Origin of the sequence: Comamonas trifloxystrobinivorans (assembly GCF_043359985.1) — a bacterium.
Lineage (GTDB): Bacteria > Pseudomonadota > Gammaproteobacteria > Burkholderiales > Burkholderiaceae_C > Comamonas > Comamonas trifloxystrobinivorans.
Map to the genome: position 1 here is coordinate 265,624 of NZ_JBHZGV010000007.1, position 18,910 is coordinate 284,533.

The 18,910-nt window shown below is 63.8% G+C and carries 13 protein-coding genes; all 13 read left to right on the forward strand.

Annotated features, from left to right (window positions below):
- The first annotated feature begins 161 nt into the window (after window positions 1–161).
- The 13 genes from ACFIQF_RS10515 (at window position 162) to cydX (ending at window position 18,700) form a co-directional block, all read left to right on the forward strand.
- Window positions 162–1,487, forward strand: coding sequence for a uracil-xanthine permease family protein (locus tag ACFIQF_RS10515; RefSeq protein WP_393942603.1), 1,326 nt, complete (start codon window positions 162–164; stop codon window positions 1,485–1,487).
- The gene (locus ACFIQF_RS10520; RefSeq protein ID WP_393942605.1) at window positions 1,484–2,923 is read left to right on the forward strand and encodes an amidohydrolase family protein; all 1,440 of its coding nucleotides are present in this window, start codon (window positions 1,484–1,486) and stop codon (window positions 2,921–2,923) included. Before ACFIQF_RS10515 ends, ACFIQF_RS10520 begins: the two co-directional genes overlap by 4 nt.
- A complete protein-coding gene (locus ACFIQF_RS10525; protein WP_393942607.1) occupies window positions 2,920–3,633 on the forward strand; it encodes a sulfite exporter TauE/SafE family protein in 714 nt (237 codons plus the stop codon). Before ACFIQF_RS10520 ends, ACFIQF_RS10525 begins: the two co-directional genes overlap by 4 nt.
- 135 nt (window positions 3,634–3,768) lie before the next feature.
- Entirely contained in the window at window positions 3,769–4,101 is a 333-nt protein-coding gene (locus ACFIQF_RS10530; RefSeq protein ID WP_393942609.1) for a hypothetical protein, read from the forward strand.
- 119 nt (window positions 4,102–4,220) lie between these two features.
- Entirely contained in the window at window positions 4,221–5,243 is a 1,023-nt protein-coding gene (locus ACFIQF_RS10535) for a P1 family peptidase (protein WP_393942611.1), read from the forward strand.
- A 27-nt stretch (window positions 5,244–5,270) separates the two neighbouring features.
- Window positions 5,271–6,680, forward strand: a complete 1,410-nt coding sequence (locus ACFIQF_RS10540) for a TAXI family TRAP transporter solute-binding subunit (protein WP_393942613.1) — start codon at window positions 5,271–5,273, stop codon at window positions 6,678–6,680.
- A 396-nt stretch (window positions 6,681–7,076) separates the two neighbouring features.
- Window positions 7,077–9,482: a membrane-bound PQQ-dependent dehydrogenase, glucose/quinate/shikimate family gene (locus ACFIQF_RS10545; protein WP_393942615.1), complete on the forward strand. Its 2,406-nt coding sequence runs from the start codon at window positions 7,077–7,079 to the stop codon at window positions 9,480–9,482.
- 214 nt (window positions 9,483–9,696) lie between these two features.
- Window positions 9,697–11,829, forward strand: a complete 2,133-nt coding sequence (locus ACFIQF_RS10550; protein WP_393942637.1) for a TonB-dependent siderophore receptor — start codon at window positions 9,697–9,699, stop codon at window positions 11,827–11,829.
- Window positions 11,830–12,275: 446 nt separating this feature from the next.
- Window positions 12,276–13,988 carry a thiol reductant ABC exporter subunit CydD gene (gene cydD, locus ACFIQF_RS10555; RefSeq protein ID WP_393942617.1) on the forward strand — a complete coding sequence of 571 codons (1,713 nt, stop codon included), beginning with the start codon at window positions 12,276–12,278 and terminating at the stop codon, window positions 13,986–13,988.
- Window positions 13,985–15,700, forward strand: coding sequence for an amino acid ABC transporter ATP-binding/permease protein (locus tag ACFIQF_RS10560; protein ID WP_393942619.1), 1,716 nt, complete (start codon window positions 13,985–13,987; stop codon window positions 15,698–15,700). Before cydD ends, ACFIQF_RS10560 begins: the two co-directional genes overlap by 4 nt.
- A gap of 67 nt (window positions 15,701–15,767) precedes the next feature.
- Complete coding sequence (locus ACFIQF_RS10565; RefSeq protein ID WP_393942621.1) at window positions 15,768–17,369, forward strand: cytochrome ubiquinol oxidase subunit I; 1,602 nt, start codon at window positions 15,768–15,770, stop codon at window positions 17,367–17,369.
- Between the two features lie 4 nt (window positions 17,370–17,373).
- The gene (gene cydB / locus ACFIQF_RS10570) at window positions 17,374–18,528 is read left to right on the forward strand and encodes a cytochrome d ubiquinol oxidase subunit II (RefSeq protein ID WP_393942623.1); all 1,155 of its coding nucleotides are present in this window, start codon (window positions 17,374–17,376) and stop codon (window positions 18,526–18,528) included.
- A 31-nt stretch (window positions 18,529–18,559) separates the two neighbouring features.
- Window positions 18,560–18,700 carry a cytochrome bd-I oxidase subunit CydX gene (gene cydX, locus ACFIQF_RS10575; RefSeq protein WP_393942625.1) on the forward strand — a complete coding sequence of 47 codons (141 nt, stop codon included), beginning with the start codon at window positions 18,560–18,562 and terminating at the stop codon, window positions 18,698–18,700.
- Window positions 18,701–18,910: the final 210 nt, after the last annotated feature.

The following is an 18,910-nucleotide window of genomic DNA, read 5'->3' on the forward strand; positions in this document are numbered from 1 at the left end:
ATCAAGGTGTAACACGATGCCCTATACTTTAGCCCAACCAAAACGTTTTGGGGCCTGCATTGACACCGCCGCCTGCTCTGGTTTGAGCACTTGGCGGTTTTTCTGGCCTCTCGCCCAAATCGTTTTGGGAGATACCCGCAACCCCGCTCATCCCCTGCGCCATGACCGATTCCCCCGCTCCCGAAGCCGACCCCAGGCTGCCTCTGCCCCAACTGCTGTTGTTTGCCTTGCAGCATGTACTGGTGATGGCGGCCGCGCCCATCACCTCGGTCTTTCTGGTGGCCAAGGCGCTGGATCTGCCGGCCGAGCTGACGGTGAACCTCATCAGCGCCACCTTTTTGCTCTGCGGGCTGGGCGCAATCCTGCAATCGCTGGGCACGGCCGGCATGGGCGCCAAGCTGCCGTTTGTGATGGTGCCGGGCGGCGCGCCGGTGGTGATGTTTTTGGGCATAGCCCAGGCCCGCGATTTGCAGACCGCCAGCGGCGCGGTGATTCTGACCTCGCTGTTCTACTTTCTGGTGTTGCCGCTGTTCACCCGGCTGCTGCGCTTTTTCCCCAAGATAGTGATCGGCACCTTGTTGCTGCTGGTGTCGATCAACCTGCTCAAGGTGTACGGCGGCATTGTGGTGGGCAAGCCCGGCACGCCGGATTTTGCCAGCCTGATGCATATTGGCCTGGCGCTCGCCACCATTGCTTTCACCTTGCTGTTTGCTCGCTGGCTCAAAGGTACGGGCAGCCAGTTGGCCGTGTTGCTGGGCCTGATTGCCGGCACCTTGTTGGCCGCTGCGCTGGGCCAGACCGATTTCAGCGCCGTGGCGCAAGGGCCGCTGCTCAGCCTGCCCACGCTCCTGCCTTTTGGCGCGCCCAAGTTTGACCTGGCGGCTACCGTGCCGCTGCTGGTTTTCAGCGTGATCTCGATGGTCGAAGCCACCGGCCAGACCATGGCGGTGGCCGAGATGGTGGGCAGCAAAGACAGCGCCCGCACCCTGGTGCCACGTACCGTGCGCGGCGATGCGCTGGTGTCGCTGGCCGGCGGCTTTCTGGGCACCTCGATGATCATTACCAGTGGCGAGAACATTGGCCTGGTGCGCGCAACGCAAGTACGCTCGCGCTATGTGACTGCCGTTGCCGGGCTGATGCTGGCGATTGTGGCCGTGCTGGCACCGCTGGGCCGCCTGGCCAATGCGATCCCGGCATCGGTGGTCAGCGCTACCGCGATCATCATTTTTGCCATCATCGGCACCATCGGCATCGACATGCTGCGCAAGGTCGATCTGCACCAGCGCGGCAACATGTATGTGCTGGCCGGCGCGCTCACCATGGGCCTGCTGCCGATTCTGGTGCCGGGCTTTTACAGCCAATTTCCCAAAGCATTGCAACCCATTCTGGGCAACGGCCTGGCCATGGGCGCCATCACCGCCGTGGTGCTGAACATCGCCTTCAACATGGGCCGCGCTGGCAGCAGCGAGGCCTCGCAACAAGCATGATGCATTCCGATATCCACCCCGCGCAGCTGCAAGCCGAAACGCTGCTGCTGCACCCGCAATATGTGCTGCTCAAAACCGGCATGGTCAGCGACTACGCCGTGCTGGTGCAAAACGGCCGCTTCCAAGATGTAGGCCCGCGCGCCCTGCTGGGCCAGCGCTATGCGCATATCCCGGCGCTGGCTTTGCCCGGCCAACTGCTGATGCCGGGCATGATCGACGGCCACCACCACCTGACGCAGTCGTTCGGCAAATCGCTGGCTTATGGTGAGCCTTCGGAAATTTTCCGCCGCGTCTGGGTGCCGCTGGAGGCCAGCCTAGACGACGAGTTCGTCTACCAAAGCGCCAAGCTGGCCGCGCTCGAATCGCTGCGCGGCGGCTTTACCACCGTGTGCGATGCCGGCACCCGCGCCAAGGGCGAGATCAGCGCCGTGGCCAACGCCACCAGCGAAGCTGGCTTGCGCTGCGTGCTGGGCATCATCTGCAACGACGGCGGCAACCAGAGCACGCCCGAGCAACGCCAGGCCACGCTGCAATTGGCGGACCGCTTTATGGCCGATTACGCCAGCCACGCGCTGGTTCACCCGTCGCTGGCGGTATCGCTGCCCGAAGTGGCTTCGGACGAGATGCTGCACGCCGTGGCGCGGCGCTGCGCCGAGGCGGGCATCATCTTCCAGACCCATGTGAACGAGCACCTGGCATCGGTCGAGCGCTCGGTGGTGGCACGCGGCATGCGCCCACTGGAGCATTTGGCCAGCGTGGGCGCACTCGGCCCGCAAACGCTGATTGCGCACGCCACCTTGCTGATGCCGGCCGAGTTGGCGCTGCTGCAGCGCAGCGACACCGCCGTCAGCTACAACCCGGTGGCCAGCGCCTGGAAAGGCAATGCAGTGGCCCCGGCCGGGCTCATGGCGGAGCTGGGCATTCGTTTTGCGCTGGGCACCGACGCCACGCGCAGCGATGCTTTCCGCCTGATGGACGCGGCCGAAGCCGCGCAAAAGCTCGCCTTTGCCATGGCTGCGGGCGACACCTCGGCCGGCGCCGGCTGGACCTGGCTGAACCATGCCACGCATGAAGGCGCACGCGCGATTGGCCTGGGCAAGCGCATTGGCGAAATCGCCGTAGGCAAACAGGCGGACTTTTTGCTCGTTGATGTGGACACGCCCGAGCTGTGCACCAGCGTCGACATCACCTGGGACCTGGTACGCCTGGCCCAGCGCGACCAGATTGTTGCCAGCTTTGTCGATGGCCAACTGCGTCTGTTCAAAGGCTGGCCGGTCGATTGGGATGCCCGCCAGCTGATGCGCGAAGTTGCCAGCAAAGCCCACGCCGCCATTGCCCAAGCGCCCGTTCAACGCCTGCACCCCACGGCAGACGCACACCGCGCCCGCACCGTAGCAGGTAACAGCGTGTACCCGGCCCGGAGCGATCTGGCATGAGCGGCCAGGAATGGTTGCTGGCCTCGCTGGCCGTGCTGGCGGGCTCGTTCGTGCAAGGCGCCAGCGGCATGGGTTTTGCGCTAATCGTGGCGCCAGTGCTGACGCTGCTCGCCCCCAGCTTGCTGCCGGTATGCGTGCTGATCTTGATGCTGCCGCTCAACGCCTACGTGGCCTGGCGCGAGCGCCACGCGCTGGACAGGCGCGGCGCGGCCTGGATCAGCGCTGGCCGACTGATAGGCACCTTTGGCGGCCTGGCGGTTTTGGCGCTGCTCAGCGCGCAGGCTTTGGCGGTGTTCGTAGGCGTCTCCACCATTGCGGCAGCGGCGGTGACCTGGTTCATCCCCGCGTTTGCGCCCGGTTTGCTGGCCTTTGTCTGCGCCGGCCTGATCACCGGCGTCACCGAAACCGCCACCGGCATAGGCGGCCCGCCCTTGGCGCTGACCTACCAGCACCGACCGCCGGCCGAGATGCGCGCCACACTGGCGCTGTGCTTTTTGGTGGGCGAGCTGATCTCGCTGGTGTTTCTGTTCTTCATGGGCAAAGTGCAGATGCTGCACCTGAACGCCGCCATCGAACTGCTGCCCGCCCTGGCCATAGGCGCCGTGGCCAGCCGCTTTGTGCACACGCGCATCAATGCCAAGGCGATGCGTGTTTTTGTGCAACTGTTTGCCATTGCCTCTGGCTTGGTGCTGCTTCTCAAGGCCTGGTAAAAACTGTCAATCAAAACCATTGATTCGATTGCCAAAACCAGTGGAAACGCTGATGCAGCAAGCAACCATTGCTCATCTTTTGATACAAGTTTCTACGCTAAGCTTGGCGCTCTTCGCCACGATCGAGATTTGTTTATGAACCGTTTGCTTGCCCAACTCTGCCTTCCCTTGGCCCTGGCCGGCTGGAGCGCCGGCGCCTGGGCCGACGACCACCACCATCGCCACCACCGCAAAGACCACAAAGAGGAATACTGGGACGGCCAGTGCAAGGTGGAGCGCAAGTGGAAGAAAAACGGCGAATACAAGGAAAAGCGCAAGTGCCGGGAGCGGCCCGTGGTCTACCAGCAGCCACAGCCCGTGTACGTGGCGCCACCGCAACCGGTGTATGTAGCCCCGCCGCAAGTGGTGATACCGCGCCCGGCGCGGCCCGAAGTGGTAATCAGTCCGCAGATCGTGATCCGGCCTTAAGCCTGTGAGCCTGGGTAAGCCCAGGCTGTTGGTCCCCGGCGAGCGCTGTCAGACACTTGTTTGACAGCGCTTTGTTTTTTGCGACAGCGGCACAGGCCTGCTTGGCCGACAATCGGCCCATGTCGTCATCAGCATCCCCATTTCCCGCCAGCGGCTCGATCACCCTGGTGCAAGGCATCGAGGTCGGCCACTTTACCGATCCGCGCCGCCCTACCGGCTGCACGGCCATTCTGGCCCAAGCCGGCGCCGTAGGCGGCGTTGACGTGCGCGGCGCAGCGCCCGGCACACGCGAGACCGACCTGCTGCACCCCACCAACCTGGTCGATCGCGTACACGCCGTCATGCTGGCGGGCGGCAGCGCCTGGGGCCTGGATGCAGCCACCGGCGCCATGCGCTGGCTGGAAGAGCAAGGCGTGGGCCTGGACATTGCCGTCGGCCGCGTCCCCATCGTGCCGGCCGCCGTGCTGTTTGATGTGATGCTGGGCGATATGCGCGTGCGGCCCGATGCCGCTGCCGGTTACGCCGCTTGCCAGGCCGCCAGCGCAGCCATGCCGGCCCAAGGCAATGTGGGCGCGGGTGCGGGTGCGGCGGTGGGCAAAATATTCGGTATTCAGCGGGCCATGAAGGGCGGCATTGGCACGGCCTCGGTCACCGTCGATGGTGTCACCGTCGGCGCCATCATTGCCTGCAATGCCTTGGGCGATGTGATCCACCCCGATACGGCGCAAGTCGTGGCCGGCGCCCGCACCGCAGACGGCAAAGCCCTGGTGGATACGCGCCGCGCCTTGCTGCGTGGCGATGCGCCCAAACCTTTGCTTGCCGGCACCAACACTACCATCGGCGTTATCGCCACCGACGCCAGCATCAGCAAAGTGCAGGCCAACCGGCTTGCCACCGTCGGGCACGACGGGCTGGCGCGCGCCATCAACCCGGTGCACACCATGTCGGACGGCGACACGCTGTTCTGCCTGGGCACCGGCCTGGCGGGCCGCAACCCCGGCATGATGGTGCTGGCCACCATGGCCGCCGAGGCCGTGGCCCAAGCCACCTTGCAGGCGGTATTGGCCGCGCAGGGATTACAACTGGATGCAGGCGAAAATCACGCTGCTTTGCATTTGCCAAGCGCCGCTGATTTACAGTAAGCCGTTTTTCAACCAAGCTCCAATTCCATGGGTGACCGTTCCGCCGCCATGCGCCGCAAGGCCTTTCAACTGCGCCAAAGCCTGGTCACCCTGGTGCTCAATATCCGCGACGCCCTGGTCTCGGGCGGGCCTTTTGTGGTGCTCGCAGTGGCGTTGGTGGTGCTGGCCTATTGGTGGCTCAAGCCCAACCCGCCCACCGAAGTGAAACTGGCCACCGGCCCGGCGCAAAGCGCTTATGCCAGTTTTGGCGAGCAGTACCGCAGTGCCTTGGCCAGCAACAAAATCCGCGTCGATCTGGAAGCCAGCGAGGGCTCGTTCAACAACCTGCAACTGCTGCGCGAAGGCAAGGTGGACCTGGCCTTTGTGCAAGGCGGCACGGCCACGCTGACCGAAGACGATCTGGAAAACCTCACCTCGCTGGGCGCGCTGTTTGTGGAGCCGGTGTGGCTGTTCTACCGGAGCGACGCGGTGCAGCGCCTCAACAAAAAGCCGCAACTCAGCAGCCTCAAGCAGCTGGCAGGCTGGCGCGTGAACGTTGGCACCAACGGCAGCGGCGTGCCCACGCTGTTCCATCAGCTGCTCGAAGCCAACCACCTCACGCCCAAGCAGCTGACGCTGACGCACCTGGCCGAAACCCCGGCCACGGTGGATTTCCTGGCCGGCAAGCTCGACGCCATGGTTTTCGTCTCCGCACCCGAATCGCTGATGGTGCAGATGCTGCTGCAGACGCCAGGCGTGCAGCTGATGGATTTTCCGCAGAACGAGGCCTATGGCCGCAAGTTCAAGTTTCTCTCGCCAGTCACCCTGCCGCGCGGCATTGTTGATTTGGCCGGCAACGTGCCGCCAGACGATGTGCACCTGCTGGCCTCAACCACCTCGCTGCTCGTGCGCGACGATACGCACCCGGCCATCAAGCAGCTGTTTGCCCAGTCTTCGCAGAACATCCACAGCAATGCAGGTTGGTTCAACCGCGCCCGCGATTTTCCCAACACCAAGAGCAGCGAGCTGCCGGTGGCGCAGGAAGGCGTACGCGCCATCAACGAGCCATCGCCCTGGCTGCAGCGCTACGTGCCGTTTTGGCTGGCCAACCTGATCGAGCGCATGTGGCTGGTGCTCGGTGTGCTGATTGCGGTGCTGCTGCCGCTGTCGCGCATCGTGCCGCCGCTCTACCAGTTCCGCGTACGCTCGCGCGTGTTCAAGTGGTATGGTCGGCTGCGCGCTATCGAGTATGAGATGGAAGAGCCCCAGGCCGACCTGGCCAGCATTCGCAAGGAGCTGAGCGAGCTGGCGCACAAGGTCGAGCGGGTGAGCGTGCCGCTGTCTTATGCCGACGAGCTGTACGCGCTGCGCAGCCATATTCAGGGCGTGCTGCTGAAATTGGAGCAGCGGGAGAGTTCTGCGCCAGCGCCAGCGCCAGCGCCAAGTGTGGCGGCTTGAATCTGGCCCGCCTGCGCCTGTCCTTTGCCTCCCCAAACCGCTCCAAACGCATGGCTGGCGGCTTTCTCTCTTATGGTTTGAGCATATGCCGGATTAACTCAGCCCTGGCATGATTATCTGCAGCAACTCAGCGCATAAAGCCCTCGGCGCCTGATGCAGGAAAAAACCGCCAGCAAATACTCGCAGCACCATACAGCTGCCATACGTATTTCCCACATGCAAGCTGCTGTTCTCACAGCCAATTCAGAATCTTTTTAAAATTTCAGGATTTACTGAAATTCAATAAAACAGCATTAAGGGTAAACACCCTCCAGCCATGTAAGGACATATTCAGTCTTATACAAGAGTGCTTGGCATTTTGTTTACTATGCAACCATATTCATCAATGGAAACAATATGTCAAACCCTGACAACAACGCGCGCAGCCCGTGGTGGCCTCGTGCATTTGGTGTGGTGCTGGCCCTGGTGGGCCTGGCGCTGGCCATCGGCGGCGTGCGTCTGGCAACGCTGGGCGGCTCCTGGTACTACCTGATCGCCGGTGTGGTGACCCTGGCGTCCGGCGTGCTGCTGCTGCGCGCCAAGGCGCTGGGCGGCGCGCTGTACCTGCTGGTCGTCATCGGTACCGCGCTGTGGGCGCTGGCCGAGGTCGGCACCAGCTTCTGGGGCCTGGTGCCTCGCCTGGCACCGGTGCTGGTGTTGGGCCTGATCGCCGCGCTGGCTCTGCGCAGCCTCAGCCGTGGCAGCAGCAAGATCGCCTTGCCTGGCGCTTTGTTGCAAGCACTGGTGCTGCTGGCCGGTGCTGCTTCGCTGCTGACGCCGCACGGCACCGTCGAGAACAATGCGAAACTGGGCGCACCAGCCAAAGACTTCCCCGTGGTGAGCGATGCCAAGAGCGAAGCCAACCGCTGGACCCAATATGGCCGAGATGCAGACAGCACGCGTTTTGCCCCGTTTGACCAGATCAAGCCCGAGAACGTGAACCAGCTGGAAGTGGCCTGGACTTACCGCACCGGCGCCCAGACCGGCGGCGGCAACGAAGACCAGAACACGCCTATCCAGGTGGGCGACTCCGTCTACCTGTGCACGCCCCAGAACAAGGTGATCGCGCTGAACGCCGAAACCGGTGCTGAAAAGTGGGTGTTTGACCCCCAACCCAAGGAAAACAAGTGGTGGAGCCGCTGCCGTGGCGTGGCCTACTACGAGCTGCCCGAGTTCAAAGCCGCCAAAAGCAATGGCAGCGAACCCCAGGCCTGCGAAGCCCGCATCATCACCAGCGACAAGCAAGGGCGCCTGTGGGCGCTGGACGCCAAGACCGGCGAGGTTTGCCAAAGCTTTGGCGACACCGGCAAAGGCTATACCGACCTGAGCAAGGGCATGGGCGAGTACCCCGACTTTTACTACATGCCCACCTCGCAGCCCCTGGTGGCGGGCGATCGCGTGATCATCGGCGGCTGGGTCTGGGACGGCAAGAAAACCAACCAGCCCTCTGGCGTGGTGCGTGCCTTCAGCCTGAAAGACGGCTCGCTGGAATGGGCCTGGGACCTGGGCAATGCCTCGATCACCAAGTTGCCCGAAGACGGCAAGACCTACACCAACGGCACGCCCAACTTCTGGTCGAGCGGCGCCTATGACGACAAGCTGGGCCTGATCTATCTGCCTTTGGGCAACGCCACGCCGGATTTCTGGGGCGCACACCGCACCGAAGACATGAACAAGTACTCCACCACCGTGGTCGCGCTCAAGGCCGACAGCGGCCGTGAAGCCTGGCACTTCCAGTCGCTGCGCATGGACACCTGGGATTACGACAACGGCACGCCACCCACGCTGGTGGATGTGCCTAATGGCGACGGCACGACCAAACCCGGCCTGGTGCTGGCCACCAAGACCCACCAGCTGTTCTTGCTGGACCGCAGCAACGGCCAGCCACTGGCCAATGTGGAAGAACGCCCGGCACCGCAAACCACGATGCAGGGTGACGCACCCGCCTCGCCCACCCAGCCCTGGTCTGCCGGCATGCCGCAGGTGGCCAAGATGGAGCTGGCCGAAAAAGACATGTGGGGCGCCACCATGTTTGACCAGCTGTACTGCCGCATCCAGTTCAAGCAACTGCGCTATGAAGGCCCCTACACCAAGATGACCGAGCAGATGACGCTGATCTACCCCGGTTACTACGGCGGCTTCAACTGGGGCGGCCACAGCTACGACAAGCGCTCGGGCCTGTTGATCGTCAACGACATGGTCATGCCGCAAATCGGTTTCCTGCACCCGCAAGAAGGCGCCAAGGAAAAGCTCGACGAGCTGAAAAAGAACGACATCACCAATGCCTCGTGGGGCAGCCATCTGCAAGAAGGCACGCCTTACCAGTCGATCCGCGGCGCGTTCAACTCCTTCCTGGGCCTGCCTTGCCACCAGCCTTCGTGGGGCAATCTGACGGCCATCGACATGCAGTCCAAGCAAATTGCCTGGCAAGTACCACTGGGCACGGTGGAAGACAGCAAGCTGCATGGCGTGCGCTTTGGCCTGCCGGTGCCCGTGGGCATGCCTTCGCTCTCGGGCCCGTTCTCGACCGCTGGCGGCCTGACGTTCTACGCCGGCACGCAAGACTACTACCTGCGCGCTTTTGACAACCAAAGCGGCAAGGAACTGTGGAAGGGCCGCCTGCCCGTGGGCGCACAAGCTACGCCCATGACTTATCTGTCGCCCGAATCGGGTCGCCAGTTTGTGGTGGTGTCGGCTGGCGGCGCCCGCATGACGGCCGACAAGGGCGACTACGTGATCGCATACGCCCTGCCCAAGAAATAGTTTTTGCAATCGGCGTACAGTGACGCCCCTCCGCCACTGCGCGCCCCGCCGGGAACCGGGTTCCTGGCGGGGCTTGCGCTTTTTTCCTGTTCTTTATCAGCCAGCAACTGCGGCTAGCCAGCCATGCTGCGGTTGCTGACTCATACGGACCACGCGCTCCGACGGAACTGACAACAAAATGAAAACCTACCGCCTCACCCCCATCGCCCGCAGCATGGCCCTGCTGGCCGGTGGCTACGCCCTGGCTGCCGCATCGGCCTCGGCCCAAACGGCTGCAACCGCGGCCAACGCCCAAGACAAAGACAGCGCCGACGTCACCCTCGGCACCGTGGAAGTGCGCTCTGCCGCTGGCGCGCCCAGCCTGCAGGCGCTGCCCGCATCGGCCACCGTGGTCGATGGCGAGCAAATGCGCGATCGCCAGCTGCAGGTGAACCTCAGCGAAAGCCTGGGCGGCGTGCCCGGCTTGCAACTGCGCAACCGCCAGAACTATGCGCAAGACTTGCAGTTGTCGATGCGCGGCTACGGCGCCCGCTCCACTTTTGGCGTGCGCGGCATTCGCCTGTATGTGGACGGCATCCCGGCCACCATGCCTGACGGCCAGGGCGCGCTCTCGCACATCGACATCGCCAGCCTGGAGCGTGTCGAAGTGCTGCGCGGCCCGTACTCGGCCCTGTACGGCAACTCGGCAGGTGGCGTGGTCAGCGCCTATACAGAAACGCCCGAAGGCCGGCCCTCGGTGGAAGGCGGCTTTGCTGTTGGCAGCAACGGCCAAAAGCGCATCTCGGCCAAGGCCAGTGGCCAGACGGACAGCGGCATCAGCTACGTACTCAGCAGCAGCCGCTTCCTGACCGACGGCTACCGCGACCACAGCGCCGCCGACCGCAACATCGCCAACGCCAAAATCTCCACCAAAATCGGCGACGACGCACGCCTCACCATCGTGGCCAACACCATGAACGTCGATGCCCAAGACCCGCAAGGTCTGACCTGGGCGCAATGGCAAGCCGACCCGCGCCGTGCCTCGTACCGTGGCGACACGGGCGAAGCGGTGGCTGAGAAGTTCAACACCCGCAAATCGCTGGAGCAAAGCCAGGTAGGCGCCACTTACGAGCGCCGTCTGGACGGCAGCAACAGCATCGCCATCACCGCCTACGGTGGCAGCCGCAGCATGGAGCAGTACCAATCCATCCCGGTGGCCACACAAGCCGCAGCGGGCCACGCTGGCGCGGTGATCGACATGTCGCGCGATTACGGCGGCGTGGACGCACGCTGGACGGGCAAGTTCACGGATGCGCCGCTGCCAGTTACCGTCACCGCCGGTTTGGCTGTGGATTCGATGCGAGAAAACCGCAAAGGCTACAACAACTACAGCGGCAGCACGCTGGGCGTAAAGGGCGCGCTGCGCCGCGACGAGAAGAACACCGTCACCAATGTCGATCCCTATGTGCAAGCGAGCTGGCAGTTGGCCCCGCGCTGGAGCCTGGACACCGGCCTGCGCTACAGCAACGTCAAATTCGAATCGCGCGACCGCTACATCACCGAAGGCAATCCCGATGATTCGGGCGATGTCACGCACCGCAAGGCCTTGCCCGTGGTGTCGCTCGCCCACCAGCTCAGCGACACCCAGACTGTCTACGCCAGCGTGGGCCGTGGTTTTGAGACGCCCACCTTTACCGAACTGTCTTACCGCCCCGACGGCATTGGCGGCCTGAACCTGGGCTTGCAACCCAGCGTCAGCACGCAGTACGAGCTGGGCTGGCGGCAGCGCCTGTCGGGCACCGTGCAAGGCAGCTACAGCGCGGCGCTGTTCCAGTCGAACACCAGCGACGAAATCGTCAGCGCCGGCAGCGACAACGGCCGTACCAGCTACCGCAACGCCGGCAAAACCCGCCGCCGTGGCGCCGAGCTGCAGGCCGATTTGCGCATTGCCCGCCAGTGGCAAGTGCGCGCCGCCTACACCTACCTGGATGCCTCGTTCCGCCAGGCATCGGGCAATGCCGCCGTGGGCAACCAGTTGCCCGGCCTGTCCAAGCACCAGTTGTTTGCCGCGCTCGATTACCAGATCAGCCCCGAATGGCGCGCCGGCATCTCGGCCGAACATGCCAGCAAGGTATTTGTGAACGACGCCAACAGCGCCACCGCGCCGGGCTACACCATTGCAGGCGCCAGCCTGGGGTGGCGCAAAAACATCGGCCCGTGGACGCTGAACGCCTTTGCCCGCGTAGACAACCTGTTTGACCGGAAGTACGTGGGCTCGGTCATCGTCAACGACGGCAACAGCCGCTACTACGAAGGCGCGCCCGGCCGCAACTGGAGCACTGGCCTGAGCGCCAGCTACCAGTTCTGACAGCGCACCCCTCTCCCACAACGGCCAGGCAATCTGGCCGTTTTCTTTTGGCGCGCCCAACCTGGGCGCAGCATCAGCGTCTGCTACCGGCTACGCCTTTCGTCATTAAAACAACGCGAGCGCAGCGGGCGCTCAGCGACAGCCTTAGCTTGCGCTTGTCCAAGCCTCAGGGCCTTATTCCGTGGTTATTACGCACAACCCGGGTCAACCCGCAAGACTCTTGACTTACAGCAAGGTCTACTGAATCTCAGCCCGCCAGAATTCGGCCTGCATTCACGCGCATCCCCACCGCAGGCCAAGCACAACACCATCGCACAACAAAACAGCCTGTTTTTGTAACAGCAGCAGCCCGCAGCGCGGCTGCCTCCCCGGCTATGGTTGTGCAACGCAACAATCACGAGTTACAATACTTTCAAACTTTTCTGAAAATTGAAAAACTCCATTCCATGCGCGTCCTTCACCACTCCACCACCCAGCTCCCCGAGGGATGTGCTTTGGCACGCCCTTCGCGGGCCGGTGCGTGGTTGCAGGTGGCAGCGACGCTGGTGTGGTTGCCGCAGGCTGCGCTGATCGCCTGGTCGATTGCGGCCGTGCAAGCCGGCCGCCCATTCGCCGATCTGGTGCAAGCGGCCGTGGCCTTTGTGCTGCTCGGCCTCGTGCGCTCCGGACTGGAAGCCGCAGGTATTCGCCGCTCGTTCGCCAGCGCCCGCGCTTATACCCAAGCGCTGCGCATGCAAGCCTTGGCGGCCCTGGCGCAACGCTCGCCGCTCGATGCCGAGCGCCCCGCCGCCGGCACGGTGGCCAGCGTGCTCAACGAACAATCCGACCCGATCACCCCATACCACGCCCGTTACACCACTGCCCGCACCAAGGTGATGGTGGTGCCGCTGTTTATCTTGCTGGGTGTGGCTTGGTACTCGTGGGTGGCCGCCTTGGTGCTGCTGGTGGCAGCGCCACTGATTCCTCTTTTCATGGCCCTGGTAGGTTGGCGCGCCGAAGCAGCCAGCCGCCAGCACCTGCACCAGATTGGCGAGCTCAACCAGTTTCTGCTGGACCGCATCCAAGGCCTGGCCAGCATTCGCGGCCTGGGCGGCGTCGCCCAAGTCACCGAACAACTGGCCCGCACCGCCGATTTGCTGCGCAACAACACCATGGCGGTGCTGAAAATCGCCTTCCTGTCGTCCGCCGTGCTGGAGCTGTTTTCTGCGCTGGGCGTGGCCTTGGTCGCCGTCTACGTGGGCTTTCACCTGCTCGGCCAACTGCCGTTTGGCAGCTGGGGCGGCCAACTCAGCCTGGCGCAAGCCATGTGGGTTTTGCTGCTGTCGCCCGCCTTTTTTGAACCGCTGCGCGAACTGTCGGCCGTCTGGCACGACAAGGCCGCTGGCGTAGCCGGAGAAGCCGCTCTGCAAAGCTTGCAAGCTCCGGGCAAGCATTTTGTCGGCAGCGCCGAGGCATCGGTCGCTGAACAAGCCACGGCCGCCTGCACGGTAGAGCTCGAAGGCATCAGCTACCGTTACAACAGCCGCTTGCCGCTGGTCGTCGAAGATTTGGACATCCGCATCGCCGCCGGCGAAAGAGTGGCGCTCTGGGGCTCCAGCGGCAGTGGCAAATCCACCGTCATGGCGCTGATCGCCGGCTTGGCTGCACCCACTGCCGGCCAGATTCGGGTGGCAGGCCAAGCCATGGACGACGAACACGCCAACGCGCTGCGCGCCAGCATGGCCTGGGTGTCGCAAAAGCCTCACCTGTTTGCCGCCAGCCTGAAGGAAAACATCCGCCTCGGCCGCGCCATTGCAGAGTCTCATGTGCAAGCCGCCATCGATTCGGTGGCCCTGGGCGATGTGCTGCGCCAGCGCGGCAATGCCGTCATTGGCGACGGTGGCCTGGGCTTGTCGGGCGGCGAAGCCCTGCGGCTGACGCTGGCCCGCGCTGCCGTGCATCCCCATTGCGCGCTGATTCTGGCGGACGAGCCCACTGCCCATCTCGATGCCGAAACCGCCACTTTTGTGCGCGAAAGCCTGCTGGCTCTGGCTGCACGCGGCGCCACCCTCATCGTCGCCACGCACGATCCGCTGCTCGCCGCATTGATGGACCGTGTCGTATCGCTGGACGGCAGTACGCCGATGGCCGTGGACGCTGAACAAAAGGAGATCGCATGACCCGCTGGAACGCACTGCGCCCGGTACTGCAGATATTCCTGCAATCCAAGCACCGCCGCCGCCTGCTCAACGGCAGCTTGCTGGCCATTGCCACCGTGAGTTGCGGCATGGCCTTGCTAGGCCTGTCGGGCTGGTTTTTGACGGCCTGCTATGTGGCTGGCCTGTCCAGCGCTACCGCTGTGGTGTTTGATGTGTTTGCGCCCGGCGCTGGTGTGCGCCTGCTGTCGGTGCTGCGCACGGCGGCCCGCTATGGTGAGCGCGTCACCACGCACGATGCCACGCTGCGGGTGCTGGCCGAGTTGCGCGTCAAGCTCTTCGCCCGCTTTGCCCAGCCCGATGCCGCGCTGGCTCTGCGCCAACGCCCGGCCCGCTTGCTCTACCGTTTGACAGCCGATATCGATGCGCTCGATGCCGTGTATCTGCGCTTGCTCACGCCCGCCCTGGCCTTGCTGGCCAGCGCCCTGCTCACCGGCTTGGCCCTGACGATTTTTCTGGATTGGCGCAGCGGCCTGCTGGTGGCAGCCATCGTATTGGCCGGCGGCATTGCCTGCGTGGCCTGGTGCATGCGCTCGGGCTTTGTCACCTCGATCCGCCGCAGCGTGGCGGGCGAAAAAATCCGCAGCGCCGCTATCGATGCCATCGGCGGCCAGACCGAGCTGCTGATGACCGGTGCCTGGCAGCAACAACTGGTGCGCCTGCGCCGTGCAGAGCAGCAGCAACTGCAAGCCGATCTGCGCACCAACCGCCTCGATGCCCATACCGCTGCCGCCATGGCCATGGTGGGCCATATCGCCTGCGCCACCGCCTTACTGTGCGGCGCCTGGCTGGCCCAACAAGGTTTGCTGGGTGCACCGCTGGTAGCACTGGGCACCCTGATGCTGCTGGCTGCGCTGGAGCCGCTGGTAAACATCCGCCGCGGCGCTACCGAAGCGGGCCGCACTTTGCTGGCCGCACGCCGCCTGGCCCCAGCACCCGCTGCCAACGGCCGCAACGCACCAGCGCCTGCAGCACCCCAAGCCGGTTTGGCGGTGGATTGGCAGCAAGCCAGCATTGCGCCCAACCCGCACTCCGCCCCCTTGCTCAAGCAACTGGACCTGCAAGTACGCAACGGCGAATGGGTGGTGCTCGCCGGCGCCAGTGGCGCTGGCAAATCGACTCTGCTCTCCGCGTTGGCTGGCGAACTGCCTTGCGTGCAAGGCCAGCACCAGCAAGTGGCAACCGCCTATCTGCCGCAGCGCACCGAACTGTTCCAGGACACGATTGCCGGCAACCTGCGCCTGGGCGCCGCAGATGCCAGCGACGAAGCCTTGTGGCAAGTGCTGGCCCAGGTGGGCCTGGCCGACAAGGTCCGCGCCCTGCCGCAACAACTCTTGACCCCGCTAGGCGCCCAAGGCGCTGGCTTGTCAGGCGGCGAATCGCGCCGCTTGGCCGTGGCCCGCACCTTGCTGCACCCCGCGCCTCTGATTTTGCTGGACGAGCCCACCGAAGGCCTGGACTGCATCAGCGCCGAGGCGGTGATGCAGGCCTTGGCCAGCTGGCAGCAGCAGCGCAGCCAGCAAGGTGCTGGCAGCCTGCTCATGGCCAGCCACTTGCAGCGCGAAGCGCGCCATGCCGACCGCATTGTCTGGATTGACCAGCACGGCATTGCCGCCCAGGCGCGCAAGGGCAGCGCCCAGTTTGAGCAATTGTTGCAACGCCTCAGACCAGGCTGAGGCCCGCACCATGAACCCTGTTTTCTTCACGATCGAGCACTCTTAAAAAACCGGAAAGGATCACTCCATGGATCTCGACATTGTTGGGCTATCACGGTTGCAGTTCGCAATCACGGCCCTCTACCACTTCTTATTCGTGCCGCTGACGCTGGGCCTGTCCGTGATGATTGCCATCATGGAGACGGTCTACGTCATGACCCGGCGTGTCATCTGGCGCCAGATGACCAAGTTCTGGGGCACGCTGTTCGGCATCAACTTCGTCATGGGCGTGGCCACCGGTGTGGTGATGGAATTCCAGTTCGGCATGAACTGGAGCTACTACAGCCACTACGTGGGCGACATCTTCGGTGCGCCTCTGGCGATTGAAGGCCTGATGGCCTTCTTCCTGGAAGCCACCTTTGTCGGCCTGTTCTTCTTTGGCTGGGACAAGCTCTCGCCCGTCAAGCACCTGATCGTGACCTGGCTGACGGCATTGGGCACCAACCTCTCGGCACTGTGGATTCTGATCGCCAACGGCTGGATGCAAAACCCGGTCGGTGCGGTCTTCAACCCCCAGACCATGCGCATGGAAGTCAATGACTTCGGCGCCGTGCTGAGCAACCCCGTGGCCCAGGCCAAGTTCGTGCACACCGTCTCGGCCGGCTATGTCTGCGCCGCGCTGTTCGTGCTGGGCATTGCCGCCTGGTACTTGCTCAAGGGTCGCCATATCGCCCTGGCCAAGCGCTCGATGACGGTGGCTGCCGCCTTCGGCCTGGCAGGCGCGCTGTCGGTGGTGGTGCTCGGTGACGAATCGGGTTACCTCTCGGGCGAACACCAGCGCATGAAGCTGGCCGCCATCGAAGGCATGTGGGAGACCGAGCCTGCACCGGCCTCGTTCACCGCCATCGGCTTCCCCGACCAGGAGGCACGCGAGACGCACTACGCCATCCATATTCCATGGGTGATGGGCCTGATCGGAACGCGCTCGCTCGACACCGAGCTGCAAGGCATCAACGATCTGGTCAAGCACGCCGAAGTGCTGATCCGCGACGGTATCAAGGCCTACGATGCGCTGGAGCAAATCCGCGCCGCCGGCTCCACCACCACGATCGCGCCCGAGCTCAAGGAACAGTTCGAAGCCAATGGCAAGGCCCTGGGCTACGCACTGCTGCTCAAGCGCTATGTGGACGACCCACGCCAAGCCACCGATGCACAGATCGCCAAGGCCGCGTCCGACACCATTCCGCAAGTCTGGCCGCTGTTCTGGAGCTTCCGCATCATGGTGGTGCTGGGCTTCTTCTTCATCGCGCTGACGGGCGTGTTCTTCTACCTGGCTTCGCGCCACCAGCTCGACAAGCACCGCTGGCTGCTGCACGTGGCCGTGTGGTCGATCCCCCTGCCCTGGGTGGCCATTGAGTGCGGCTGGTTCGTGGCCGAGTTCGGTCGCCAACCCTGGATCATCGAAGGCGTTCTGCCCACCGCCGTGGCGGCCTCGAACCTGGGCGTGACCACACTGCTGATCACCTTGCTGGGCTTTATCGCCATCTACACGGTGCTGCTCATCATCGAGATGAAGCTCATGCTCAAGGCCATCAAAAAAGGCCCCGAGCTGGAGCCCGAGCAGAAAGAAGAGCAGCCACTGAGCTACGCCTCGGTCGCTACCGCACAACCTACCTACGCGGGGAAGTAACACCATGATCTTGCATACACTTTTAGACTACGACGTCTTGCGCGTCATCTGGTGGGTGCTGCTGGGCGTGCTCCTGATCGGCTTTGCCGTGATGGACGGCTTTGACCTCGGCACCGGCATGCTGCTGCCCTTCCTGGGCAAGAACGATGTGGAGCGCCGCGTCATCATCAACGCGGTCGGCCCCACCTGGGAAGGCAACCAGGTCTGGCTGATCCTGGGCGGCGGCGCCATCTTCGCCGCCTGGCCACAGCTGTACGCGGTGTCCTTCTCGGGCTTTTACTTGGCCATGTTCGTGATTCTGATCGGCTTGATCCTGCGCCCCGTCGCCTTCAAGTACCGCAGCAAGAACGAATCGCCCGCCTGGCGCAATGGCTGGGACTGGGCTCTGTTTGCCGGCGGCTTCATCCCCTCGCTGATCTGCGGCGTGGCCCTGGGCAACGTGCTGCAAGGCGTGCCCTTCCGCCTGACGCCTGAGCTGTTCATCCACTATGACGGCAGCTTCTTCGGCCTGCTCAACCCGTTTGCCATCCTTACCGGCCTGGTGTCGGTTGCCATGCTCACCATGCACGGCGCTGCCTGGCTGGGTATCAAGACCGAAGGCGCTGTAGCGGCCCGTGCCCGCGCCGTGGGCAGCATTGCTGCCGTGGTAACCGCTGTGCTGTTTGTGCTGGCTGGCTTTGTGCTGTGGAAGTTTGTTGATGGCTACACCATCACCTCGGCCGTCAACACCACCGGCCCGTCGAACCCGCTGTTCAAGACCGCCGCCCACACGCCCGGCGCCTGGATGACGAACTACAGCCAGCACCCCTGGACCATGATCGCGCCCGTGCTCGGCATTGCCGCCTGCCTGCTGACCGCCGTGCTGATGCGCGCCCGCAAAGAAGGCCTGGCCATGATCACCAGCGGCCTGGGCATTGCCGGCATCATCTTGACCGTCGGTGCCTCGATGTTCCCGATGATCCTGCCCTCGTCCGTCGATCCCCGCTTCAGCCTGACGGTCTGGGATTCCTCGTCCAGCCACATGACGCTGTTCATCATGCTGGTCTGCACCATCGTCTTCCTGCCCATCGTGCTGGCCTACACCACCTGGGTGTACCGCGTGCTCTGGGGCAAGGTCGACGAAAAGGAAATCCGCGACGGCAGCGGCCACGCCTACTAAAGCAGGCGCAACGACAAGAAAGGAACAAACAATGTGGTATTTCTCCTGGATTCTCGGCCTGCCCCTGGCTGCCGCCTTTGCGGTACTCAACGCCATGTGGTTTGAAATGACCGAAGACCAAAAACTGCGCGAGCAACTGCTGAACGACCCCAACGCCAGCAAGCCCCAGTAAACCGGCCCGCTAAAGCCGCCACCAAGGCCTCAGCCCCCACCAGGGTTGAGGCCTTTTTTGTGGCCTTCAGGACTCTCTGAATTGGCGCGCCTGCTCTTGCGAACAATGAGAAACACGTCGCCACTGCTCTTGCTGGCTGTTGGCTGTTGGCTGTTGGCTGTTGGCTGTTGGCTGTTGGCTGTTGGCTGTTGGCTGTTGGCTGTTGGCTGT

Coding starts and splice junctions, on each gene's coding strand:
- ACFIQF_RS10540 (WP_393942613.1), top strand. CDS start 5,271: ATGGGTGACCGTTCCGCCGCCATGCGCCGCAAGGCCTTTCAACTGCGC.
- ACFIQF_RS10550 (WP_393942637.1), top strand. CDS start 9,697: ATGGCCCTGCTGGCCGGTGGCTACGCCCTGGCTGCCGCATCGGCCTCG.
- ACFIQF_RS10560 (WP_393942619.1), top strand. CDS start 13,985: ATGACCCGCTGGAACGCACTGCGCCCGGTACTGCAGATATTCCTGCAA.
- ACFIQF_RS10525 (WP_393942607.1), top strand. CDS start 2,920: ATGAGCGGCCAGGAATGGTTGCTGGCCTCGCTGGCCGTGCTGGCGGGC.
- ACFIQF_RS10515 (WP_393942603.1), top strand. CDS start 162: ATGACCGATTCCCCCGCTCCCGAAGCCGACCCCAGGCTGCCTCTGCCC.
- ACFIQF_RS10535 (WP_393942611.1), top strand. CDS start 4,221: ATGTCGTCATCAGCATCCCCATTTCCCGCCAGCGGCTCGATCACCCTG.
- ACFIQF_RS10565 (WP_393942621.1), top strand. CDS start 15,768: ATGGATCTCGACATTGTTGGGCTATCACGGTTGCAGTTCGCAATCACG.
- ACFIQF_RS10520 (WP_393942605.1), top strand. CDS start 1,484: ATGATGCATTCCGATATCCACCCCGCGCAGCTGCAAGCCGAAACGCTG.
- cydX (WP_393942625.1), top strand. CDS start 18,560: ATGTGGTATTTCTCCTGGATTCTCGGCCTGCCCCTGGCTGCCGCCTTT.
- cydB (WP_393942623.1), top strand. CDS start 17,374: ATGATCTTGCATACACTTTTAGACTACGACGTCTTGCGCGTCATCTGG.
- ACFIQF_RS10530 (WP_393942609.1), top strand. CDS start 3,769: ATGAACCGTTTGCTTGCCCAACTCTGCCTTCCCTTGGCCCTGGCCGGC.
- ACFIQF_RS10545 (WP_393942615.1), top strand. CDS start 7,077: ATGTCAAACCCTGACAACAACGCGCGCAGCCCGTGGTGGCCTCGTGCA.
- cydD (WP_393942617.1), top strand. CDS start 12,276: ATGCGCGTCCTTCACCACTCCACCACCCAGCTCCCCGAGGGATGTGCT.